This window comes from Pseudomonas sp. AB39(2026), assembly GCF_059831485.1.
The window spans coordinates 444,298-464,815 of the sequence record NZ_CP195212.1; the positions used below are offsets into that span (position 1 = coordinate 444,298).

The following is a 20,518-nucleotide window of genomic DNA, read 5'->3' on the forward strand; positions in this document are numbered from 1 at the left end:
CCCTGTTTTTCAAAAACCCGCACGGCAATTGCCTGCGGGTTTTTTAGTCCCTGTAAAACACCTGCACCAAGTGATAGCCGAAGCGGCTTTTAACCGGCCCATGCACGACCCTCAGTGGTTTTTTGAAAATCACCTGATCAATCGCAGGTACCAGTTGGCCTGGGCGCACTTCGCCTAAGTCCCCGCCCCGCTTGCCGGACGGGCAGGTTGAATACTTTCGTGCCAGTACATCAAAGGCTTCGCCCTTGGCCAAGCGCTGGCGCAAGGCCTCGGCTTCTTCTGCAGTACGAACGAGAATATGGCGAGCCTGGGCTTTCATAGGGCAAAGAACACGGTTGGGAGGGGCGAGCATGATACTCGCTTTGTGAAGGCCAAACCTGTGGTCGGCCCAAGATCACTCCCCAATCATTGAACGCAACTTGCTGGCCAGGGTTTCCAGCGTAAAGGGCTTGCCCAAGATGTCCATGCCTTCTTCCAAGTAGGCATCCCGGTCAGCCGCCTTATCGATATACCCCGTCATGAACAGCACCTTTAGGCCGGGCCGGCGGCGTCGGGCAATCTCTGCAAGCTGTCGGCCGTTGACGCCGGGGAGCCCTACATCGGTGACCAGCAAGTCAATGCGCAAGGCTGAGTCCAGCAGCGGGATGGCCACATCGGCGTCGGCGGCTGGATGGCCTCGATAGCCCAACTCGTCCAGCACATTGAGAATCAGCATGCGCACAGCGGGATCGTCTTCAACCACCAGCACGCTTTCACCGTCCTGGGCCAAAGGGGCCTGAGCTTCGGCTTCGGGGGCGACCGGTAACGCCAGAGGCTCCAGATAACGAGGAAGGTACAGGCACACTTCAGTACCAACACCCGGCTCACTCTGCAAACTCACGTGCCCGCCACTTTGCTGCGCAAACCCATAGATCATTGACAGGCCCAAGCCGGTCCCTTGCCCTGTAGGTTTAGTCGTAAAGAAGGGGTCGAATGCCTTGGCGCGGGTAGAGGCTGACATCCCGCTGCCGGTATCTCTTACGCACAACGTTACATACTGGCCTGGTCGCATAGCCTCCATGGGGAAGTTTTCCCGAGGCGCATCGAATCCTCTGTTTTCGGTGGCAATAACCAGGCGCCCGCCGTCGGGCATGGCATCCCTGGCATTGATAACAAGGTTCAGCAACGCGCTTTCCAGCTGGTTGGGGTCGGTATGCACAGCCCACGCCTGGGCGTCGAGCGCCAGGCGCAGTTCGATATGTTCACCGGTGGTACGGGCCAGCAGGTCCTCAAGGGAGTGCACTAGCGCATTGAGGTCCACGTGTTGCCGGTCCAGTGACTGGCGGCGGGAAAACGCCAGTAAACGATGGGTAAGGGCTGCAGCACGCTGGGCCGAAGACAGGGCTGCATCGGCAAATCGGCCGATCTCGCTGCTTCGTCCCTTGGCAATGTAGCGGTTCATCAGGTCCAGGCTGCCCATGATGCCTGTGAGCATGTTATTGAAATCGTGCGCGATACCGCCGGTCAATTGCCCTACAGCTTCCATTTTCTGGGCATGGCGGAGTAATTCTTCTGCCCGTTCGCGCTCCTGCGCCTCGGCAAGCAGGCGACGGTTGGCGTCGGCCAGCGCTCGGGTACGCTCCGCCACGCGTTGTTCCAATGTTTCATTGAGCTCGCGCAACGCCTGCTCTGCCAGTTTGCGCTCGGTGATGTCTATGGAGGCACCGATGAGTCGCTCAGGCCGGCCATGATCATCGCGGAAGCAACGGCCCCGAGCGAACACCCAGCGCCAGTGCCCGCCTGGCTGGAGCAGGCGGTATTCCTCGGCGAACTCGCCTGTACCGTGTACACACACTTTTATCTGTCGTGCTACGAACGTTCGGTCCTCAGGGTGTACCGCCGTCAGGTAATCGCCAATAGGGCGCTGGCCTGCCGGGGAAGGGTCCACGTTATGCATGTTGGCAAAGTGGGCATCAGCAATGAAGCGGTCTTCGCGGATGTACCAGTCCCAGGTGCCGACGGCGTGGGTGGCATCCAGGGCTAGTCGCAAACGCTCCTCGGAAGCGCGCGTGGCGCGCTGCTGGTCGGCGAGGCGAGCTTCCATCACTGTGTCGGCCATGGGCAGCTTTGGTGTCACCAGCAGGCTGCAGAGCGCGCCCACTATGCTACCGGCGTCGTCCCGCAGAGGCGAAAGGTGCGCGGTGGCCTGGGTATTCACGCGCAATACAAGGCCTGAAGAGGTGCCAAGGTCGTTGACTACCGCGTGTTCATCTCGTTCAACTGCCTGTAGGGCTGCCCTCAGGCGCCCTATCAAGTTGGGGCAGCGCTCTAGCAGCGCCTGCCCCTGGTTGCTTGGCGGCAAGCCTAGCGCCTCCCAGAAGGAGGCATTGGCAAGTGCATTGCATTGGTTGCCGCACAGCACGGCCGTGGGCACCGGGGCGGCCAGGGCAATGTCTATGGCCATGCGCAACGCAGGCGGCCACACGGCCGTTGCCCTGGAGGCATTGTCGGCGCTGCCGTCACTGGCTCCGCTGGCAAGCGCTGCGGCTAAAGGATTCACTGTCATCGGCCTACCTTTACGTACCATTCGATTTGCGCCGCTGGGCCATTACCGGCCAAGCTACACGCAATTGCGCTTTCTGTTCCCACTGTATTACAGGCGACTATCACCCATGGATCTTTCAGCCCTGCTAAAACTCCTGGCTACCCAGGATGGCTCCGACCTGTACCTGTCCACGGGTGCGCCACCCTGTGCGAAATTCAATGGCGTGTTACGCCCTTTGACAACTGAAGCCCTGAAGCCTGGCGAGGTTGCGCAGGTTGCCGCTAGCATCATGGATGCCGAACAACAGGCGGACTTCGAGCGTGAGCTGGAAATGAACCTGGCGCTGTCACTGGCAGGCGTGGGGCGCTTCAGGATCAACATCTTCAAGCAGCGCAACGAAGTGTCGTTGGTAGCCCGCAACATCAAGTTGGATATTCCATTATTCGATGACTTGAAGCTTCCACCGGTGCTACTGGATGTGATCCTACGCAAACATGGCCTGGTGCTGTTCATTGGCGCTACGGGCTCCGGCAAGTCCACATCCCTTGCAGCGTTGATCGACCATCGCAATCGTAGCAGCAGCGGCCACATTATTACGATTGAAGACCCCGTGGAGTATATCCATCGCCACAAGAAGTGCATCGTTAACCAGCGTGAAGTGGGCGTTGATACACGCAGCTTCCGGGCGGCCTTGAAAAATACGCTGCGCCAGGCCCCCGATGTCATTCTCATCGGAGAGATTCGGGACCGGGAAACCATGGAGCATGCGCTGGCCTTCGCCGACACCGGGCACCTGGCCATTTCCACGCTGCACGCCAACAATGCCAACCAGGCGCTGGACAGGATCATCAACTTTTTTCCCGAAGACCGCAGGGCGCAATTGCTCCAGGACCTGGGCAACAACCTGCAGGCATTCGTCTCCCAGCGGCTTGTCAAGACCGTAGACGGCAAGCGCCGTGCGGCCGTTGAGGTCATGCTCGGTTCGCCGACTATTCGTGACCTGATCCACCGGGGCGAATTCCTGGAGCTCAAGGGCATCATGGAGAAGTCCGTGAACCTGGGCATGCGAACCTTTGACATGGCCTTGTTCGACCTGGTGATCGAAGGTGCAATCAGTGAGGAGGAGGCGCTCAGTAACGCTGATTCAGCCAACAACCTGCGTTTGCGGCTTAAGCTCCATGCTGATAGCCCAGGCGAGAGAACCAGTGCGCCGGCAGCGCCGCAGCCCGCCGCCAGGCCGCGCCACCGTGACTGGGGCCTGGTCGAGGACAGTGACGACATTGATGGGGCATGACAACGCACTGGCCTGATCTACACCATTCTCAGGCGCTGCTTGCGCCCGGGCGGGGGAAAGGCTGCATCCAGTTCTGCCAAGTCTTCTGGCACGAGCGTCAACTGGGCCGCTCGCGCGTTCAAGCGAACGTGAACAGGGTCAACCGCTTTGGGAATCGCCATCACGTGACCACTGCGTATGACCCAAGCCAGGCACACTTCTGCGGGCGTGACGGTTAGCCGCGCGGCGATCCGCTGCAAGGCAGGGTGGTCCAGAAACCGGCCCCCTTGCCCGAGGGGGCAGTAAGCCATCACCGGCATCCCTTGCTGCTCGGCCCAAGGTAAAAGGTCGAATTCGACACCACGGGCTTCTGGGTTGTAGAGCACCTGCTGAGTCGCACACCCGTTTAGCGCTACACTTTGGAGGTCGGGTACATCGAAGTTGGACAGTCCCCACGCGGCGATCTTGCCCGCATTACGCAGCCGCTCGAACCCCTCCAACGTTTCTTCAAGGGGGTATTGGCCAGGCCAGTGCAACAGGTACAGGTCGAGGTGCTCAACACCTAGGCGTTGAAGGCTGCGTTCGCACGCTTTTACTACGCCGTCGCGGCTAGCGTTATGGGGGTATACCTTACTGACCAGGTAAAATGGGTCGGTCACCCCCCGAATAGCCTGCGCCACGACCCGTTCGGATTCACCGTCGGCGTACATCTCAGCCGTATCGATCACGGTCAGGCCCAACTCAAGGCCCAGGCGAAGGGCGGCAATTTCATCCTGACGCCGATGAGAGGCTTCGCCCATGTGCCACGTACCCTGGCCTATCGGTGGCAGGGCATGGCCAGCAAGCTGCACAGGCTGCATAAAGTGGTCTCCTGGAAAGGCGTGATTAAGGCTTGGCAGTGGTCATCAACACATCGTGCAACCCCTGCGCTGCGCTGGAGAGCTGATGATCGGCCAGTCGCATCAATCCGATTCGTCTTTCAATGCGAGGTTCCTCCAGAGGAAGGCATTGGGCGCCAGACGCACTCATCTGCGGAGCGCAAAGTGCCGGTACAGCGCTCACACCAAGGCCGCACGCCACCATGCGCCCCACCGTACTAAGCTGGTGGCTTTCAAACGCCACCGTCAGGCGCCCATGGCGTTCGCGAAGGTCCGCCTCCAGCAGCAGGCGCACTGCAGAGGGCCGCTGCAAGGTGATGAAATCAGCTTCCAGCAACTGCGCCCATGTGACACAAGGCAGGCTGGCCAAGGGAGAATCCTTGGGCACCACTGCCACGAAGCGGTCCATGAATAACGGTTCGAACACCAACGCGCGGGTGGACTCGGGTTCAAAGCCGATGCCCAGTTCGACCCGCCGTTGCCGAACCATTTCCACGACCTGCTCATTGACCACGTCATGCACGGCTACATTGACGCTGGGGTGAAGGTGCTTGAACTGTTGCAAAGCCGTAGGTAGCAGGTTACTGGCGAAGGAGGGCATGGCGGCCACCGATACCTTGCCACGTTGCAGCGTGAAGTGCTGGCGTAACAGCTCCTCTGCGTTATCCCAGTCCGCCAGCAATTGGCGGGCTAGCGGTAGCAGCGTTTCCCCTTCGGGGGTCAGGCTTACCCGGCGAGTGCTGCGTACCAGCAGCGGGCCGCCCAAGTGCTCTTCCAGAGCCTTGATGGTCAGGCTAAGGGCGGGTTGCGACAAATGAACCCGTTCGCCGGCTTGAGCAAAATTCAGCGTTTGCGCAACGGCCACGAAGGCCCTCAACTGGCGGGGATTCATTGGCTTTCCAAATTAATCGCGGCTAGAAAACAAAATTAACAAATCGCCTGCCTAGACGGAAGATAGGGCTCCAATAACATCAAGAAGGGCAACCCCATGGCAGGGCTCGACAAGCGGGTTTACACCTACGAGGAGGCCCTCGCCGGGCTGACCGACAATATGACCGTGTTGGCGGGCGGTTTCGGCTTATGTGGTATCCCGGAAAACCTGATTGCCCACATCAAGCACTTGGGCGTCCGTGGGCTTACGGTTGTTTCCAACAACTGTGGAGTGGATGGGTTTGGGCTTGGCGTGCTGTTGGAGGACAGGCAGATCCGCAAGATGATTGCGTCTTATGTGGGCGAGAATGCGCTGTTCGAACGGCAGTTGCTTGATGGCGAGCTGGAAGTGGAGCTTACCCCCCAAGGCACTCTGGCGGAAAAAATGCGCGCGGGAGGTGCCGGCATTCCGGCTTTCTATACCGCCACCGGCTACGGGACGCCCGTTGCCGAGGGCAAGGAAGTCCGTAAATTCAATGGCCGCCACTACATTCTCGAACAGGCCATCACGGGTGACTTCGCCATCGTCAAGGGGTGGAAGGCTGATCATTTCGGCAACGTCGTTTACCGCCACACCGCACAGAACTTCAACCCATTAGCGGCAACGGCAGGGCGGATCACGGTCGTAGAGGTTGAGGAAATCGTCGAGCCAGGGCAGTTGGAGCCCAGCCAGATTCATACCCCCGGCATTTTCGTGGACCGGGTCATTCAGGGCACCTTTGAAAAGCGTATTGAAAAACGCACCTTGAAGGCCTAACGGCAGTGAGTGGAGAGTGTTGACCATGGCTTTGACCCGCGAACAAATGGCGCAGCGTGTAGCGCGCGAGCTGCAGGACGGCTTTTACGTGAACCTGGGCATTGGTATTCCTACGCTGGTGGCCAACTACGTGCCCCAAGGCATGGACGTGATGCTGCAATCTGAAAATGGCTTGCTAGGCATGGGCGAGTTTCCCACCGAGGCGACAGTGGATGCCGACATGATCAATGCCGGCAAACAGACCGTGACGGCGCGTACTGGCGCCTCCATCTTCGACTCCGCCACGTCCTTTGCAATGATCCGGGGCGGGCATGTAGACCTTACCGTGCTAGGGGCTTTCGAGGTGGATGTGCAAGGCAATATTGCCTCCTGGATGATCCCCGGCAAATTGGTAAAGGGCATGGGTGGTGCCATGGACCTGGTAGCTGGCGCCGATAACATCATCGTTACCATGACCCATGCTTCCAAGGAGGGGGAGTCCAAGCTGTTACCTCGCTGCAGCCTTCCTTTGACAGGGGCAGGGTGCATCCGCAAAGTGCTGACGGACCTGGCTTGGCTAGAAATCGAAGACGGAGCCTTTATTCTGCGCGAGCGTGCCCCTGGCGTGAGTGTGGAAGAGATTGTGGCTAAAACAGCGGGAAAACTCATTGTGCCGAACGAGGTCCCGGAAATGGTGTTCTGAGCCCAGTTACGGATATGCCGCTTTACCAAAACCACAATAAAAAAGGTATTTCGTACAATGCCACCTACCTTGCAAGACAGTTTCTTCGCCAGGTTTGCCCTGCGTTGCTCGCACATTGCCGAGCGCTGGTTCCCCGATGCCTACGTTTTTGCGGTGTTGGCAGTCATTGTGGTAGCAATCGCCGCCCTCAGTATCGGGGGAGCACCGGCCGCTACAGCGGCCGCGTTCGGTGACGGTTTCTGGAGCCTGATTCCCTTCACCATGCAAATGGCGTTTGTGGTGATTGGCGGTTATGTAGTCGCCAGCTCCCCACCAGCGGCACGGTTGATCGAACGGCTGGCGCGCGTGCCCAGCAATGGCCGTACCGCCGTGGCCTGGGTGGCCTTGATCGCGATGGTTGCCTCGTTGCTTAACTGGGGGCTGTCCCTGGTCTTTGGCGGGCTGCTGGTACGCGCCCTGGCACGGCGTGAAGACCTGCACATGGACTATCGCGCTGCAGGCGCCGCCGCCTATCTTGGCTTGGGCGCCGTGTGGGCATTGGGGTTGTCATCCTCGGCAGCCCAATTGCAGGCCAACCCGGCTAGCCTGCCGCCTTCCATTCTCGCAATTACGGGCGTAATCCCGTTCACCCAGACCATTTTCCTGTGGCAGTCCGGTGTATTGTTGCTGGCGCTGGTGCTGGTGTCGTTGCTTATTGCGTATGTCACGGCGCCGGGACCTGGCACGGCCAAAGGCGCGCGGGCCTGTGGCATCGACCCTGTTTTCAGCCTGCCGGCCCTTCCCAAGCGCGAACGCCCAGGCGAGTGGCTGGAATACAGCCCTGTGCTGACACTGATACTGGTTGCACTGGCAGCGGGCTGGCTGCTGCGCGAGTTTTCCAGCAAACCTGCCATCACCGCCATTTCCGGGCTCAACACCTACAATTTTCTGTTCATCATGCTCGGAGCGCTGTTGCACTGGCGGCCTCGCAGCTTTCTGGATGCCGTGGCACGCGCGGTGCCCACCACTACAGGCGTGCTTATCCAGTTCCCGCTGTACGGCTCCATTGCTGCCATCATGACCACGGTCAAAGGGGGAGAAGGGCAAACGGTCGCGCACCACATTTCTGCGTTCTTTGTACAGGTGGCTAGCCATGACACCTATGCACTGTTGATGGGCGTGTACTCAGCAGTGCTGGGCTTTTTCATTCCTTCAGGGGGCGGCAAATGGATCATTGAAGCGCCCTATGTGATGCAGGTCGCCAACGACCTGCACTACCCCCTAGGGTGGGCCGTTCAGATCTACAACGCCGCCGAGGCGTTGCCTAACCTCATTAACCCTTTTTACATGCTGCCGTTGCTGGGCGTGCTAGGGCTCAGGGCCCGGGAGCTGATTGGGTTTTCGTTCGTGCAACTGCTGGTGCATGCGCCACTGGTGCTGACGTTGCTGTGGGCCCTGGGCAGTACGCTGGAGTATGTGCCCCCCATGATGCCTTAATAAAGGGCAAGCGACTGAACCAGAAGCCAGCAACGGGCCGCCCGGAAACGACACTGCCCTTGCAATGCAAGGGCAGTAGGGGCAGGCCGGGGCCTTTACAGCTAGCATGCTAGCGCCGTGCACTAGCCGCCATCGGTATCAATGTCCGCATCTTTGGGCTTGATCAGTTTCTCTTCGTCGTAGTCAGGCTCGAAGTCTGGGCTGAATGGGTTGCCTTCGGCCGTGCTTGGGTCTGCTTCGGTGTCAGGCTGCTCAGGCGCTTTAGTATCAGTCATGCAGGCCTCCGCTTACTTGGTGCCACCGGCACCTTCAGACCCTGTACCACCCATGCCAGTTTTGCCATTGATTGGCTTGGTGTCGCTAGCTTGTGGGGTAGACACATCAGTGCTGCTACTTGGGGTAGCAGGGGCACTAGAACCATCAGTGTTGCGGTTAGGCATCGCACCGGTGCCTGTGCCCGTTGCACCGCCTTTGTCAGCAGGCAAGCTGCCAGCAGGCGCTGGGTGAGTGGTCCCTGTGCTGGCGTCAGCCAACGCAAGCGTGCTGCCTGCACCCAGTGCAACAGCCAGTACCAGCGTAGCGATTCGGTTCGTCATCATGTTCGTCTCCAGGGTGAGGGCACATGACTTAGGTGCGGAAAGGGGTACGAAGGTGCCCTTAAAACGACGAACGGTTAAAAAAGCGAGGGCTGCACCTGTACAGAAGGTTGCAGCCCTGCTAGAGGGGGCTGTCTAGAGCGGATCAGACGACCGTGGACAGCAGCATGATCAACACGATGCCGACTACTGAGAGGATCGTTTCCATCATGCTCCAGGTCTTGAAGGTCTCCTCAACGGTCATGTTGAAGTACTGCTTGACCAACCAGAAGCCGGCATCGTTTACGTGGGACAAAATCACAGAGCCCGCACCGGTGGCCAGCACCAGCAACTCACGGTTGACGTCAGGAATAAGCGTGACCACAGGCGCCACAATGCCCGCCCCTGTAATCGTCGCTACCGTAGCCGAGCCAGTGGCAATACGAATGACCGCTGCCACCAGCCACGCCAGCAGTAACGGATTGATCTGTGCATGCACCGCCATCTGACCAATGACGTTACCCACACCAGTATCGACTAGCATCTGTTTGAAGCCGCCACCGGCGCCAACGATCAGGATGATGGCGGCGGTGGGCGCCAGGCTCTGATCCAGCAGCTTCAGTACCTGCGGGCGAGTGAAGCCACGAGCGAAGCCAAAGGTGTAGAACGCCAGCAACAAGGCAGCCAGCAGGGCAGTAATCGGGTGACCAATCAAGTCCATCCACACACGAATGACATGGTCGGCCGGCAACACCACATCGGCGAACGTTTTGAGCAGCATCAGGAACACAGGCAGCAGCACGGTCACCAGCGTGACGGCGAAGGAGGGCAGGTCGCGGGCCGAGGATTCCTTGGCGATCTGGTCCATCAATTCCTGGGAGGGGTTGCCTGGCACGTAACGTGAGATGAATGCGCCGAACAGAGGGCCGGCGATCATAGCCGTGGGCAAGCCCACCAGCAGGCCGTAGAAGATTGTCTTGCCAATGTCGGCACCAAACACGCCGATGGCCAGCAATGGCCCTGGATGAGGTGGTACCAGCCCATGGACCACTGATAAGCCAGCCAGTAGCGGAATGCCTACCTTCACGATAGAAACGCCTGAGCGACGCGCTACAATGAATACCAACGGAATCAACAGCACAAAGCCGATTTCGAAGAACAGTGGAATGCCCACTAGAAAGGCCGAGAACATCATTGCCCAGTGCACATAGCGCACGCCAAACCACCGGATCAGGGTTTGCGCAATCTGGTCGGCACCCCCGGAGTCCGCCATCAATTTGCCGAGCATGGTCCCCAGCGCCAGCACGATGCCGACAAAGCCCAGCACGCCGCCGAAGCCATCCTGGAAGGACTTCATCACCTTGGCCACTGGCATACCCGAGGTCAGCCCAAGAAAGCCTGCTGCCAACGTCAGGGCAACGAAAGGGTGGACCTTGAGCTTGGTGATCAGCAGGATCAAGCCCACGATGGTGACCAGCGCGTCTATCAACAAAAAGGTATCAAGGGGCAAACCGAACATGGGTCAAGGCCTCGTAGTGGTGTTGTCAAGGGCGCAGGAGGGGCTTCCCGCCGTGTTGCAACCGCTTTGGCTGTGGTCGGCGGCACCGCTCTTGCGCAGCCAGCCCTCCACCTGTTCGGCCAGTTCTGGAATGGGCTCGGCAGCATCAACCGTTAGCGTGCAGGGCTCACCGGTCGGCGACTGAAGGGTAGCAAACTGGCTGTCGATCAAACTGGCGGGCATGAAGTGCCCCGGGCGATGGGACACCCGATAAGCCGCTTCTTCGCGCGTCAGTTCCAGAAAGACAAACCCGAGTTCGGGGACGGCGGCGCGCAAGGTATCCCGGTAGGCCCGCTTAAGTGCCGAGCAGGTCAGCACGGGGCGCTCGCCTTTGGCGACCCATACCGCCAGTTCCTGGCCAAGGCGCTCAAGCCAGCCAGCACGGTCATGGTCGTCCAAAGGAATGCCAGCGCTCATCTTTTCAATGTTGGCTGCCGGGTGAAAGGCGTCACCTTCGATAAGGCGGCCGCCGCTGCGGGCGACGATTGCTGCACCTACGCTGCTTTTACCACAGCCGGACACACCCATCACGACCAGCGCGCTGAGGGGGGAAACCATCAGTACCTCCAGTGGGGTAGCGCTGTCTTGGGTTTGCAGGCCGCAAACCGGTGGACGCCACACCCCAGTCTTGTTGTTGGAATTGCCAAAGCGACATGACAGCTTCGACCACAGGTGACGGCCGTTCGCGCATTGCCTGCCACCTGAGACAGCGCTACCTTAGCCAAATTCCTGTAATTGGCAAGCGTAAATTCTTACACTGCGCGTCCTTGCGTGGCCCTACCTGGAAATCCTATTTCATGACCCGTCCCGGCACTCGTACCACTGGCCGTCCTACCCTTGAGGCCGTCGCTCGCCTGTCTGGCGTCTCGCCCATCACGGCTTCCCGTGCCCTGCGCGGTGTGACTACGGTAGCTCCGGCACTAGTTGCGCGGGTACAGGAGGCGGCGACGCGCTTGGGGTACGTCGCGAACCCGGCTGCTCGGGCACTGGCCTCAGCGCGCAGCCATTCGGTTGTTGTGCTGATTCCCTCGCTTTCAAACCACTTGTTCATCGACACGCTTGAGGCCATCCATGACGTGTTGCGACCACGTGGCATTGAAGTGCTGATCGGCAATTACCATTACAACGAGCAAGAAGAGGAGAAGCTGATCCGCAACTACTTGGCGTATCAGCCGTGCGGCATGCTGTTGACGGGCGTTCATCAAGGGGATGCCATACGGCGGTTACTGGCGGTAGCCGGCGTACCCTGTGTACACATGATGGAGCTTAGTGGTGATGCTGAAGCGGCCTGTGTGGGCTTCTCTCAAGAGCAGGCTGGCGCGGCGGCTGCCGAGCACCTGCTTAATTGTGGCCGGCGGCGGCTGGCCTACGTGGCCGCTCAGCTGGACCCACGGGTGGTGCAACGTGCAAATGGTTTTAGAAAAGTCCTTTACGCCGCCGGCGTGTATGACCCTGCCTTGGAAATGATGTCGGCGTCGCCATCCTCCATTGCGTTGGGGGCCGACCTGTTCAGGCAATTAATGGAGCGCCACCCCGACGTGGACGGGGCGTTTTTCTGCAATGACGACCTTGCACAAGGTGCGTTGTTTGAAGCGCAGCGATTGGGTGTGCCCATTCCTGAACGCGTTTCCGTAGTGGGTTTCAACGACTTGCCAGCGTCCGCACATATGGTCCCAAGGCTAACGTCCATCCGTACGCCCAGGGCTGACGTGGGGCGACAGGCTGCCTGTCTGCTGCTGGATGCATTGGATGGCAAGGCGCCGCTAGCCGGTCACCATGACTTAGGCTTTGAGTTGATCGTGCGCGAAAGCTGACGACCGGTCAGTCACACGGGCTCGATTCCACTGAACTCCGCTTGGCCTTGATGCGTCCTCAATAAGGTAGGGCACTGCAGCTTCGCAGTACTGCGAAGGCGCACCCCATCGTCCATATCTTGAGGAGCGACATTGATGAGCATCCCGGATCAGTCACCGACGCCGAAGGGCGCGGACCGTGCGCAGGAGCACCTGCATAACCTGAGCGAAGAAGCAGGGTCGGCAGTTGGCGAGCTCAAAGAGCAGGGTACGCAGCACTACGAACACTATCGGGATATGGCGGCCGACCAGATCGAAGGATTGGTGGAGGGTGCGCAGTCAGCTGCTTCAGCCATGGAAGGGCATGACACCTTAGGCCTGGCACAAGGTTTAGCAGACGCGGCCAGCAGCTTGGGCGCTTTCGCCGACCGCATGCGCAACAAGAGCGCAGAGCAGCTGTTACAAGAAGGTGCCCGCGTGGCGCGGGAAAACCCCGCTTTGTTCCTTGCGGGTACGGTGGCAGTGGGCTTTGCGCTGTCGCGCTTCTTGCGTGCATCGTCCAGTGGGGCCAGTGCATCGTCTGAAGCCGATCAGGATAATGGCCTAAGTGCTTTCGCGCCTACGCCGCAGGAAGCTTATGGTGCTACTGATCCTTACCAAACCTCTGTGCCCAACAACGGCCATGCTGCTGACACGCCTAAGCCTTCGGTATCGCCGCGTCCTGCTGCAGACCCATTAGGTGCAGCTGCCGCTTATCCCACCCTTGACACCCCGGTTGACCCATTGAGCAAAGGAGGCTTGGTATGACACTCGAAACCCGCGCTACGCCGTCAGGTACACCCTTGGGCCAGCCTGGCCAGGTTCGCGCTGAAACCACTGTGCATGCGCCGGAAGGGGACGTGAGTGTGATTGGGCTGTTGCGCCAGCTCACCCATGAGGTGCCAGCGCTGTTCAGCAAGGAGTTAGCGCTTGCGAAGGCGGAGATGGAGCACAACATCACCACCTTGAAAGCAGGCGTCGCCGCCGTAGCCGGTGGGGCCATCGTGCTGTTGGCAGGTTTTATCGTGTTGCTTATGGCTGCTGTTTATGGCCTGAGCACCGTACTACAGCCGTGGGCGGCCGCGCTGATCGTAGGTGGGATTGTAGTGGTGATCGGTATAGTGATGGTCCAAGCCGGCAAGAAGCAATTCGAGGCGTCCAACCTGCGCCCTGACCGCACTCTCGATGCATTGGATAAAGACCAGCAAACCTTGCGGAGCAAAATGCCATGACTTCCTCGATCACAGCGCAGTCTCATAAGAGCCCGGAAACGCTTGAACACGAAATCAACCAGCAGCGCGCCAGTATCAGTAACATTGTGGACGCACTGGAAAGCAAGATGAGCCCTGGCCAGTTGTTTGACCAAGCGCTCACCTACACCAAAGGCAATGGTGGTGAGTTTTTTCAGAACCTGGGCACTACCGTAAAGAACAATCCGATTCCTACGGTGCTCGCAGGCTTGAGCCTAGCCTGGTTGGCCATGAACCAGAACCGCCCCATTGCCCCTGCCCGTGTCAACACAGGCCCAAGCTTGCTGGACCGTGCCAGCGCAGCAGCCAGTAAAGTGGGGCAGGCCGTGGATGGCGTCAAAGACAGCCTCCACAGCGCGGCTGATACGGTAAGTTCTAAAGCCTCTGCCGTGGCCGGGAGTGTGACGGCTCATGCCTCAGCAGCGACAGACAACGTGACCGCTCACACGTCTGCGCTCAAGGACAAAGCTTCAACCTGGCGTGATGGTGCCACCGACCGCTTGGCTGATGGCAGCGAACGCCTTGGTCGAAATGCCGAAGACCTCACTGCGCAAGCCCGTGAAGCCGGTACTCAAGCTAAAGGGCAACTGCAGCACTTGCTTCAGGAGCAGCCCTTGGTACTGGCAGCCGTAGGCCTGGCGCTGGGCGCAGCGTTTGGGGCTATGTTGCCAGTCACGCGCCAGGAACATCGCCTGATGGGCAAAACCAGTGACCAACTTGCTGACCAGGCCAAGGCCAAGGCAAAAGAAGTCAAAGCGGCCGTATCTACTGAAGCGCACGCGGTTGTAGACAGCGTGCGCCAATCTGGAGCTGAGGTGTCGAACAAGGATAGCGTAGCTAAAGACCCTTCGGCGCCGCAACAGCCGAATGCTCAGGCTACCACGTTTGCCTCTGCCGCTGACCGGGCGCACTCTGATGCAGGGTTGGCTAGGTCTGGCGATACAGATCTCTCAAACGGTTTGGGCATCAATCGATAACGCTTAAGTGACCCCAGGCTAGTTTTCAACCCCGGTAGCTGTAATGGCGCCGGGGTTTTTTTGGCCCATAGTATAATTCCGTCAAAAAACCGCCGCATCAGACGTATTCATTGTCTGAACCTTGCGTTCCGCCAACTTTTGTAACAGTCTGCCCCCGTGCGCTCCCGAGGCTGGGCAGGAAGCATGAAAAAGACAGGAAATGACCAATGATGGCGGAATGACTTCGCTTATTCATGGTCTGAGACTCGGTTTTCACACTCGGTACACTTTTGATGCGCCTCACACTTGATCCCCGCAATGATATCGACGCCGCTTTGCTTAAGTACCGTCGGGTCTTCTGGTCACTGGCGGTGTTCAGCGGGGTGATCAACCTGTTGGTGCTAGTGCCCTCCTTATACATGATGCAAGTGTACGACCGCGTACTCACCAGCCGTAACGAAACCACGCTGCTAATGCTGACCCTGATTGCCATGGGCCTTTTCATGCTCAGCGGGGTCATCGAATGGTTGCGCGGGCAGGTCATGATTCGTATGAGTGCGGGTATCGATGCCGGGCTGGCACAGCGCCTGTTCGATGCTGCGTTTTCCCGAAGCTTGCGCAAGGCCGATAGCAACCCCGCCCAGGTATTCAGCGACCTCACGCAGGTGCGCCAGTTCATCACCGGCCAGGGGCTGCTGGCCATGCTGGACGCGCCGTGGTTACCGGTGTTCATGGTGATCGCTTTTCTGTTCCACCCCTGGTTTGGGGTATTGTCGCTAGTGGTGGCTCTCACCCTGGTAGGGTTGGCGCTATGGGGGGAGCTTTCTACCCGCCCCAGCCTGGCGCAGGCCAATGGGTTGGCCATGAAAGCCAACCTGTACGTGAACAGCAGCTTGCACAACGCCGAAGTGATTCAAGCCATGGGCATGCTGCCCGCGCTGCGCAAGCGGTGGGGCTGGTTGCAGCAAGGCATGATTGCTTCCCAAGCGGTTGCCAGTGACCGGGGCGCGCGTATCAGCGCCATGACTCGCTTCGTGCGTATTGCCGCGCAGTCGCTGTCTTTGGGGCTGGGAGCCTTGTTAGTACTGGAAGGGCAGATCTCCGGGGGCATGATGATTGCCATGTCCCTGTTGCTAGGCCGTGCACTGGCGCCCGTAGAAATAGCAATTGGTTCCTGGAAGCAATTCGTCGGGGCGCGCCAAAGCTACCAGCGCCTGAGCAACCTGCTCGCGGAAGAACCCGAAGCAGTTCCGCCCATGGCATTGCCACCGCCCACTGGTGCTATCAAGGTAGAAAAGCTTCAGATAAAAGCGCCGGGCGCACAGGAAGCCATTGTGCGGGGTGTCGACTTCCAGCTGGCTAAAGGCGAAATACTGGCGGTGATTGGGCCGAGCGCGTCGGGCAAGTCCACGCTGGCGCGTGCGCTGGTCGGTATCTGGCCCACGGTCGAAGGCGCCGTACGGCTCGACGGTGCACCGTTGGATCAGTGGGCGCCTGAAGCGCTGGGGCCACACCTTGGGTACTTGCCTCAGGATATCGAGCTGTTTGATGGCAGTATCGCCGAGAACATTGCCCGGTTTGGGGACCTGGCCTCAGAGCCGATCATCCAAGCTGCGCGCCACGCAGGCATCCATGAAATGATCCTGCGCTTTCCTCAAGGCTATGACACGGTACTGGGCCCAGGGGGGCATGGCCTGTCCGGTGGCCAGAAGCAGCGTATCGGCCTGGCGCGCGCCGTATTTGGCCAGCCAGCGTTGATTGTGCTGGATGAGCCAAACTCCAATTTGGATGAAGCCGGTGAGCAAGCGCTTGTGCAGGCGTTGCGCGCACTTAAAGCCGCAGGTAGCACCATCATCATGATCACGCACCGGCCCAGCGTGCTGGGTGTGGTCGACAAGATTCTGGTACTGGCCGACGGTCGCCAACAGCTGTTTGGCAGCCGTGATCAAGTGCTCAAAGCCGTTCTGCCACCTGCTAGCGGCCCTACCCCGGTAAGAGAGGCGCGTTCTGATGCGTGATGTAACTGCGCGGCGCCCGCTGGCGCCGGTGACTCCCCTGGCCAATGACACGGCCAATGCCGATGCGGCAGGTACTGCGCGTAAGGGCTTGTGGTTCCTGTTGGTTGCGCTGGGCGGATTTTTCCTCTGGGCCTTTCTGGCGCCGCTGGACCAAGGCATGGTCGGGCAGGGCACCGTGGTGGTGTCAGGCGAGCGTAAAACTGTCCAGCCTCTGGTGGGCGGCGTGGTGGAAAAAATTCTGGTCAGCGAAGGGGATCAGGTGACCGCTGGCCAACTGCTGGTGCAATTGAATACGGTACAGGCCCGGTCCCAGTTGCAAGTGACCCTCGGCAAATTGTTGACCGCCCGGGCGACCGAAGCCCGGTTGACCGCAGAGCGCCTGCGCCAGGACAGCATCGTATGGCCAGAAGACCTGCTGGCGCACGCCGACGACCCGCGGGCAAAGGCTGCCATGGCGCTGCAGCAGAACCTGTTCCAGACCCGCAAGTCCGAACTGGCCAGCCGCCAGGGTATCGTGGACCACGAAGTGGCGTCGCTGAGTCAGCAACTGCGTGCGTATCAGCAGGTAAAGGGCAACTACGATGCGCAGATGAGCTTTCAGAAGGAGGAACTCACGGGGCTGCGCGACCTGGCCAAGGAAGGGTATGTGCCGCGTGCCAAGCTGTTTGAAGCCGAGCGCAACACTGCACAGCTGTCGGGCCAGATTGCTTCGTCCATTGGGGACATCGGCAAGACCGAACAGTCCATCAATGAGAGCAAGCTCAAAGCGATGCAGCAGGAACAAGAGTTCCGGCGCGATGCTGAAAGCCAGCTGAGCGATGTGGCAGCCGAAGCGTCCGGCTATGCGGATCAGATCCGTGCCTTAGAATTCGAAGTGGATAACGGTTCGTTGCATGCGCCCGTGGGGGGCGAAGTGATGAACCTGAAGGTGCACACCATCGGTGGCGTGGCCACGGCAGGGCAGGCATTGATGGAGGTCGTTCCTGGAGATACGCCTCTGGCGATTACCGCACGCTTCCCGCCGATGCTGGCGAACAAGCTCCACCCTGGCCTGCCGGTTCAGGTGCATTTCACTGCACTGCAGCGCGTGGACACCCCAACGGTGACGGGAACGGTAGCCACCGTTTCCGCTGACCAGCTGATCGATGAGCAAACGCACCAGCCGTACTTCTCGGCCAAGGTCAACTTGCCGGCCGACACGTTGCCCAAGCTGCAAGCCAGCGGCCTGCCGGTCAAGCCTGGCATGATGGCCGATGTGACAGTGATCACGGGTGAGCGCACCTTGGTCAACTATTTGATGAAGCCTTTGCGCGAGCGCTTGCTTGCCGCTTTCAAGGAAGAATGATGAGTAACCGCTGGCCTGTGCTTGCGCTGCTGTGCCTGGCCGTGTCGGCTCAGGCACAAACCCCTGAACCCGATCACCTGACACTGCTGCAGCTGTACGATGCTTCTCGCTTGAATGATCCGGTCATGCGCTCAGCCGACTTCGCCCATAGAGCCGCACAAAACGAGGAAGCTATTGGCAAGGGCGGCCTGTTACCGCAAGTGTCCTTAAGCAGCCGGTATGGCAAAGGTGGGCGAACCGATGGGGGTACGGACTCCAGCTACGTGGACAGTGATGACTACCAGTCCAACAGTATGTCCCTGATTGCCCAGCAGCCTATTTACGATAAGGGCCGCTGGGCTGCCTACGAGCAAGGCAAAGCCCGTGGCGAGCTGGGCGAGGTGCAATATGATGTCGCCAGCCAGGCCCTGTTCGATCGCGTGGCAAAGGCGTACTTTGCGGTTGCCCGGGTCGAAAACGAGCTCAAGCTGATTGCGCAGCAAAAAGCGGCCATCTCCGGCTTGGTTCAACAAAGCCAGCGCCTGTTCGATAAGGGGCAGGGTGCAATCACTGATGTAGACGAGGCCCGTGCGCGTTACGACCTGGTAGAAGCTCAAGAGGCTGAAAACCAGGCTCAGCGTATCGCCGCCTTGCGCACGCTTTCCGGCCGGGGCAGCCTGCCGTTGCTAGAGATCACGCCCATGCGGGAAATGCCTCCGGAATTCAACCCGCTCACCGATGCCCATGACCTGACGTACTGGACCAACCTGGCCAGGGACGCCAGCCCCGAGCTAGCTGCGCGCATGGCACAGGTGAAAGTGGCTGAAACCCAGGCCGAATCCGAGCGCGCCGGGCACTACCCGACGCTGTCGCTCACGTCACAGCTCACGCGCCGTGAAAACTCGCAGTACCAGGAGCTGTCGCCTCGGCAAGACAGTTACTACGTAGGCTTGTCCCTGGACATTCCGCTGTACCGGGGTGGCGCTACCAGTGCATCTGTGCGCCGCGCAACCGAAGCGCTGGCAGGGGCCGAGGCAGACGCTGACGCCCAGCGCCAGCAGCTATCTGAAGATGTGGAAACCGCTTATGCAGGCGTGGTAGCAGGTTATGCCAAGTGCCGCGCTACCCAGCGGGCCGTAGAGTCCAACCAGCGCGCATTGGTCTCCACGGAAAAGGGTTTCCAGGGCGGGGTGCGCTCTACCGTGGACATCCTGGATGCTCAGCAGCGCCTGTTCGAGGCGCGCCGCGACCTGCTCAACGCCAAGCTGGACATGCTGCAAAGCTATGTGACGTTGCACGTGCACACTGGGCAGATGGACAGGGCAGTACTGACGCAAGTGGAGGCCCTGTTCTAGGCGCTTTCTGGTTTAACCCGGCGCCACCCTTAGGGAGCCGGGCGCTCGGTTCCCGCCGTCACGACACCGCTTTCAGGAATACCGGCCAGTCCACGTTTCGCCCGCACAGGACGACCACCAAGCGCTTGCCCGGCATTGTCCGGGCTACCTTCAGGGCACCTGCCAAGGATACGCCTGCAGCGCCTTCGATGATCCAATGCTCGTCGACAGCGACAGCTTTCATCGCCCAGCGGATTTCTTCCTCGGTGACCAGCACGCTTCGGGTCAGCAGGCGCTGACACAGATCGAACGTGATGGCCCCTGGGTAGATATTGCCAGCAGACCCGCTGGCCAGGGTATCGCCCTGTGGGACGGGATGAATATGGCCTGCCTGAAGCGAATGGTACATGGCGGCCGCTTGCTCCGGCCAGCAACCGATGATCTGAGCGTGAGGGTTCAGCCGGGACAATGCTGTACCGATACCTGAGATCAGGCCGCCGCCGCCGATGGAGGCAAACACGGCGTCCAGCTGTGGTTGCTGTTCGTGTATCTCAACCCCAACGGTTCCCTGGCCGGCAATCACATCCACGTCATTGTAAGGAGAAATATAGGGCCTGCCTTGCAGCGCGGCCTGCCGCACGGCCTCCAGCTCCGCTTCCAGCGACCCGCCGGGTACGGTAACCACCGTCGCGCCAAGCGCACGCATGGCTTCCAGCTTATAGGGCGAGGTGCCGGCGGAGGTGTAGACGGTGGCGCTGACCTGAGCCAGCCTGGCAGCGAGGGCCACCGCCTGCCCATGGTTCCCTGATGTGGCTGCGACTACGCCGTGCGCTCTGTCTTCACGCGAGAGCAGTCGAAGCTTGTTATACGCACCCCTGTACTTGAAAGAACCGGTGTGTTGCTGATGCTCGCACTTGAGGTAGACGTGGCAGCCCGTGGCTGCCGAGAAGCGCTCACTGTAGGCCAGAGGGGTTACAGCCACGGCGGGGCGAATGGTTGCATGTGCATCGATAATCCCCGTGTACAGCGTCTCTAACAGGGCGTCTGTGCCTCGGGTGGTTTGTGTCATGCGGGCTCCAGGTTGCGACATGCTGAAAGTGGCCTTACACCAGTGTAGAGGGAATCGGCGTGGCCATCGCATTAGAGTGCGA

Annotated in this window: 20 protein-coding genes; 11 read left to right on the top strand and 9 right to left on the bottom strand. The window is 59.8% G+C overall.

The window, feature by feature from the left end; translation table 11 throughout:
* Window positions 1-43 precede the first annotated feature (43 nt).
* Both ACSAMW_RS01920 and ACSAMW_RS01925 read right to left on the bottom strand, forming a co-directional pair.
* Window positions 44-319, bottom strand: a complete 276-nt coding sequence (locus ACSAMW_RS01920; RefSeq protein ID WP_500593941.1) for a peptidylprolyl isomerase — start codon at window positions 317-319, stop codon at window positions 44-46.
* A gap of 75 nt (window positions 320-394) precedes the next feature.
* Window positions 395-2,545 carry a hybrid sensor histidine kinase/response regulator gene (locus ACSAMW_RS01925; RefSeq protein ID WP_500592407.1) on the bottom strand — a complete coding sequence of 717 codons (2,151 nt, stop codon included), beginning with the start codon at window positions 2,543-2,545 and terminating at the stop codon, window positions 395-397.
* 106 nt (window positions 2,546-2,651) lie between these two features.
* Between ACSAMW_RS01925 and ACSAMW_RS01930 the strand changes: the two genes are divergently transcribed.
* Window positions 2,652-3,818, top strand: a complete 1,167-nt coding sequence (locus tag ACSAMW_RS01930; protein ID WP_500592408.1) for a PilT/PilU family type 4a pilus ATPase — start codon at window positions 2,652-2,654, stop codon at window positions 3,816-3,818.
* Window positions 3,819-3,835: 17 nt separating this feature from the next.
* On the opposite strand, the gene ACSAMW_RS01935 is transcribed toward ACSAMW_RS01930, so the two are convergent.
* Window positions 3,836-4,657, bottom strand: a complete 822-nt coding sequence (locus ACSAMW_RS01935; RefSeq protein ID WP_500592409.1) for an aldo/keto reductase — start codon at window positions 4,655-4,657, stop codon at window positions 3,836-3,838.
* Between the two features lie 25 nt (window positions 4,658-4,682).
* On the bottom strand, window positions 4,683-5,567 hold the full coding sequence (locus tag ACSAMW_RS01940) for a LysR family transcriptional regulator (RefSeq protein WP_500592410.1): 885 nt from the start codon (window positions 5,565-5,567) through the stop codon (window positions 4,683-4,685).
* Window positions 5,568-5,663: 96 nt separating this feature from the next.
* On the opposite strand from ACSAMW_RS01940, the gene ACSAMW_RS01945 reads away from it, so the two are divergent.
* The 3 genes from ACSAMW_RS01945 to ACSAMW_RS01955 are packed head-to-tail and all read left to right on the top strand — an operon-like array spanning window position 5,664 to window position 8,520.
* Complete coding sequence (locus ACSAMW_RS01945; RefSeq protein ID WP_500592411.1) at window positions 5,664-6,362, top strand: CoA transferase subunit A; 699 nt, start codon at window positions 5,664-5,666, stop codon at window positions 6,360-6,362.
* Between the two features lie 25 nt (window positions 6,363-6,387).
* On the top strand, window positions 6,388-7,044 hold the full coding sequence (locus tag ACSAMW_RS01950) for a CoA transferase subunit B (protein ID WP_500592412.1): 657 nt from the start codon (window positions 6,388-6,390) through the stop codon (window positions 7,042-7,044).
* Between the two features lie 57 nt (window positions 7,045-7,101).
* Window positions 7,102-8,520: a short-chain fatty acid transporter gene (locus ACSAMW_RS01955; RefSeq protein ID WP_500592413.1), complete on the top strand. Its 1,419-nt coding sequence runs from the start codon at window positions 7,102-7,104 to the stop codon at window positions 8,518-8,520.
* 122 nt (window positions 8,521-8,642) lie between these two features.
* Here the strand turns inward: ACSAMW_RS01955 and ACSAMW_RS01960 are convergent, their stop codons facing one another.
* The 4 genes from ACSAMW_RS01960 to ACSAMW_RS01975 all read right to left on the bottom strand — a co-directional run bounded on the left by ACSAMW_RS01960 (window position 8,643) and on the right by ACSAMW_RS01975 (window position 11,211).
* The gene (locus ACSAMW_RS01960; RefSeq protein ID WP_500592414.1) at window positions 8,643-8,795 is read right to left on the bottom strand and encodes a hypothetical protein; all 153 of its coding nucleotides are present in this window, start codon (window positions 8,793-8,795) and stop codon (window positions 8,643-8,645) included.
* Window positions 8,796-8,807: 12 nt separating this feature from the next.
* On the bottom strand, window positions 8,808-9,119 hold the full coding sequence (locus tag ACSAMW_RS01965) for a hypothetical protein (protein WP_500592415.1): 312 nt from the start codon (window positions 9,117-9,119) through the stop codon (window positions 8,808-8,810).
* 142 nt (window positions 9,120-9,261) lie between these two features.
* Window positions 9,262-10,614, bottom strand: a complete 1,353-nt coding sequence (locus ACSAMW_RS01970; RefSeq protein ID WP_500592416.1) for a GntP family permease — start codon at window positions 10,612-10,614, stop codon at window positions 9,262-9,264.
* 3 nt (window positions 10,615-10,617) lie between these two features.
* On the bottom strand, window positions 10,618-11,211 hold the full coding sequence (locus tag ACSAMW_RS01975; RefSeq protein WP_500592417.1) for a gluconokinase: 594 nt from the start codon (window positions 11,209-11,211) through the stop codon (window positions 10,618-10,620).
* Between the two features lie 239 nt (window positions 11,212-11,450).
* Between ACSAMW_RS01975 and gntR the strand changes: the two genes are divergently transcribed.
* From gntR to ACSAMW_RS02010, 7 genes are all read left to right on the top strand, one after another.
* The gene (gene gntR / locus ACSAMW_RS01980; protein WP_500592418.1) at window positions 11,451-12,467 is read left to right on the top strand and encodes an HTH-type transcriptional regulator GntR; all 1,017 of its coding nucleotides are present in this window, start codon (window positions 11,451-11,453) and stop codon (window positions 12,465-12,467) included.
* A gap of 135 nt (window positions 12,468-12,602) precedes the next feature.
* Entirely contained in the window at window positions 12,603-13,253 is a 651-nt protein-coding gene (locus ACSAMW_RS01985) for a hypothetical protein (protein ID WP_500592419.1), read from the top strand.
* Window positions 13,250-13,717: a phage holin family protein gene (locus ACSAMW_RS01990; protein ID WP_500592420.1), complete on the top strand. Its 468-nt coding sequence runs from the start codon at window positions 13,250-13,252 to the stop codon at window positions 13,715-13,717. The genes ACSAMW_RS01985 and ACSAMW_RS01990 overlap by 4 nt, the downstream gene beginning before the upstream one ends.
* On the top strand, window positions 13,714-14,712 hold the full coding sequence (locus tag ACSAMW_RS01995; protein ID WP_500592421.1) for a DUF3618 domain-containing protein: 999 nt from the start codon (window positions 13,714-13,716) through the stop codon (window positions 14,710-14,712). Before ACSAMW_RS01990 ends, ACSAMW_RS01995 begins: the two co-directional genes overlap by 4 nt.
* Before the next feature lie 272 nt (window positions 14,713-14,984).
* Window positions 14,985-16,709, top strand: a complete 1,725-nt coding sequence (locus ACSAMW_RS02000; RefSeq protein WP_500592422.1) for a type I secretion system permease/ATPase — start codon at window positions 14,985-14,987, stop codon at window positions 16,707-16,709.
* Complete coding sequence (locus tag ACSAMW_RS02005) at window positions 16,702-18,054, top strand: HlyD family type I secretion periplasmic adaptor subunit (protein WP_500592423.1); 1,353 nt, start codon at window positions 16,702-16,704, stop codon at window positions 18,052-18,054. The genes ACSAMW_RS02000 and ACSAMW_RS02005 overlap by 8 nt, the downstream gene beginning before the upstream one ends.
* The gene (locus tag ACSAMW_RS02010; RefSeq protein WP_500592424.1) at window positions 18,054-19,388 is read left to right on the top strand and encodes a TolC family outer membrane protein; all 1,335 of its coding nucleotides are present in this window, start codon (window positions 18,054-18,056) and stop codon (window positions 19,386-19,388) included. Before ACSAMW_RS02005 ends, ACSAMW_RS02010 begins: the two co-directional genes overlap by 1 nt.
* Before the next feature lie 58 nt (window positions 19,389-19,446).
* Here the strand turns inward: ACSAMW_RS02010 and ACSAMW_RS02015 are convergent, their stop codons facing one another.
* Window positions 19,447-20,436, bottom strand: a complete 990-nt coding sequence (locus ACSAMW_RS02015; RefSeq protein WP_500592425.1) for a threonine/serine dehydratase — start codon at window positions 20,434-20,436, stop codon at window positions 19,447-19,449.
* Between the last annotated feature and the right edge of the window lie 82 nt (window positions 20,437-20,518).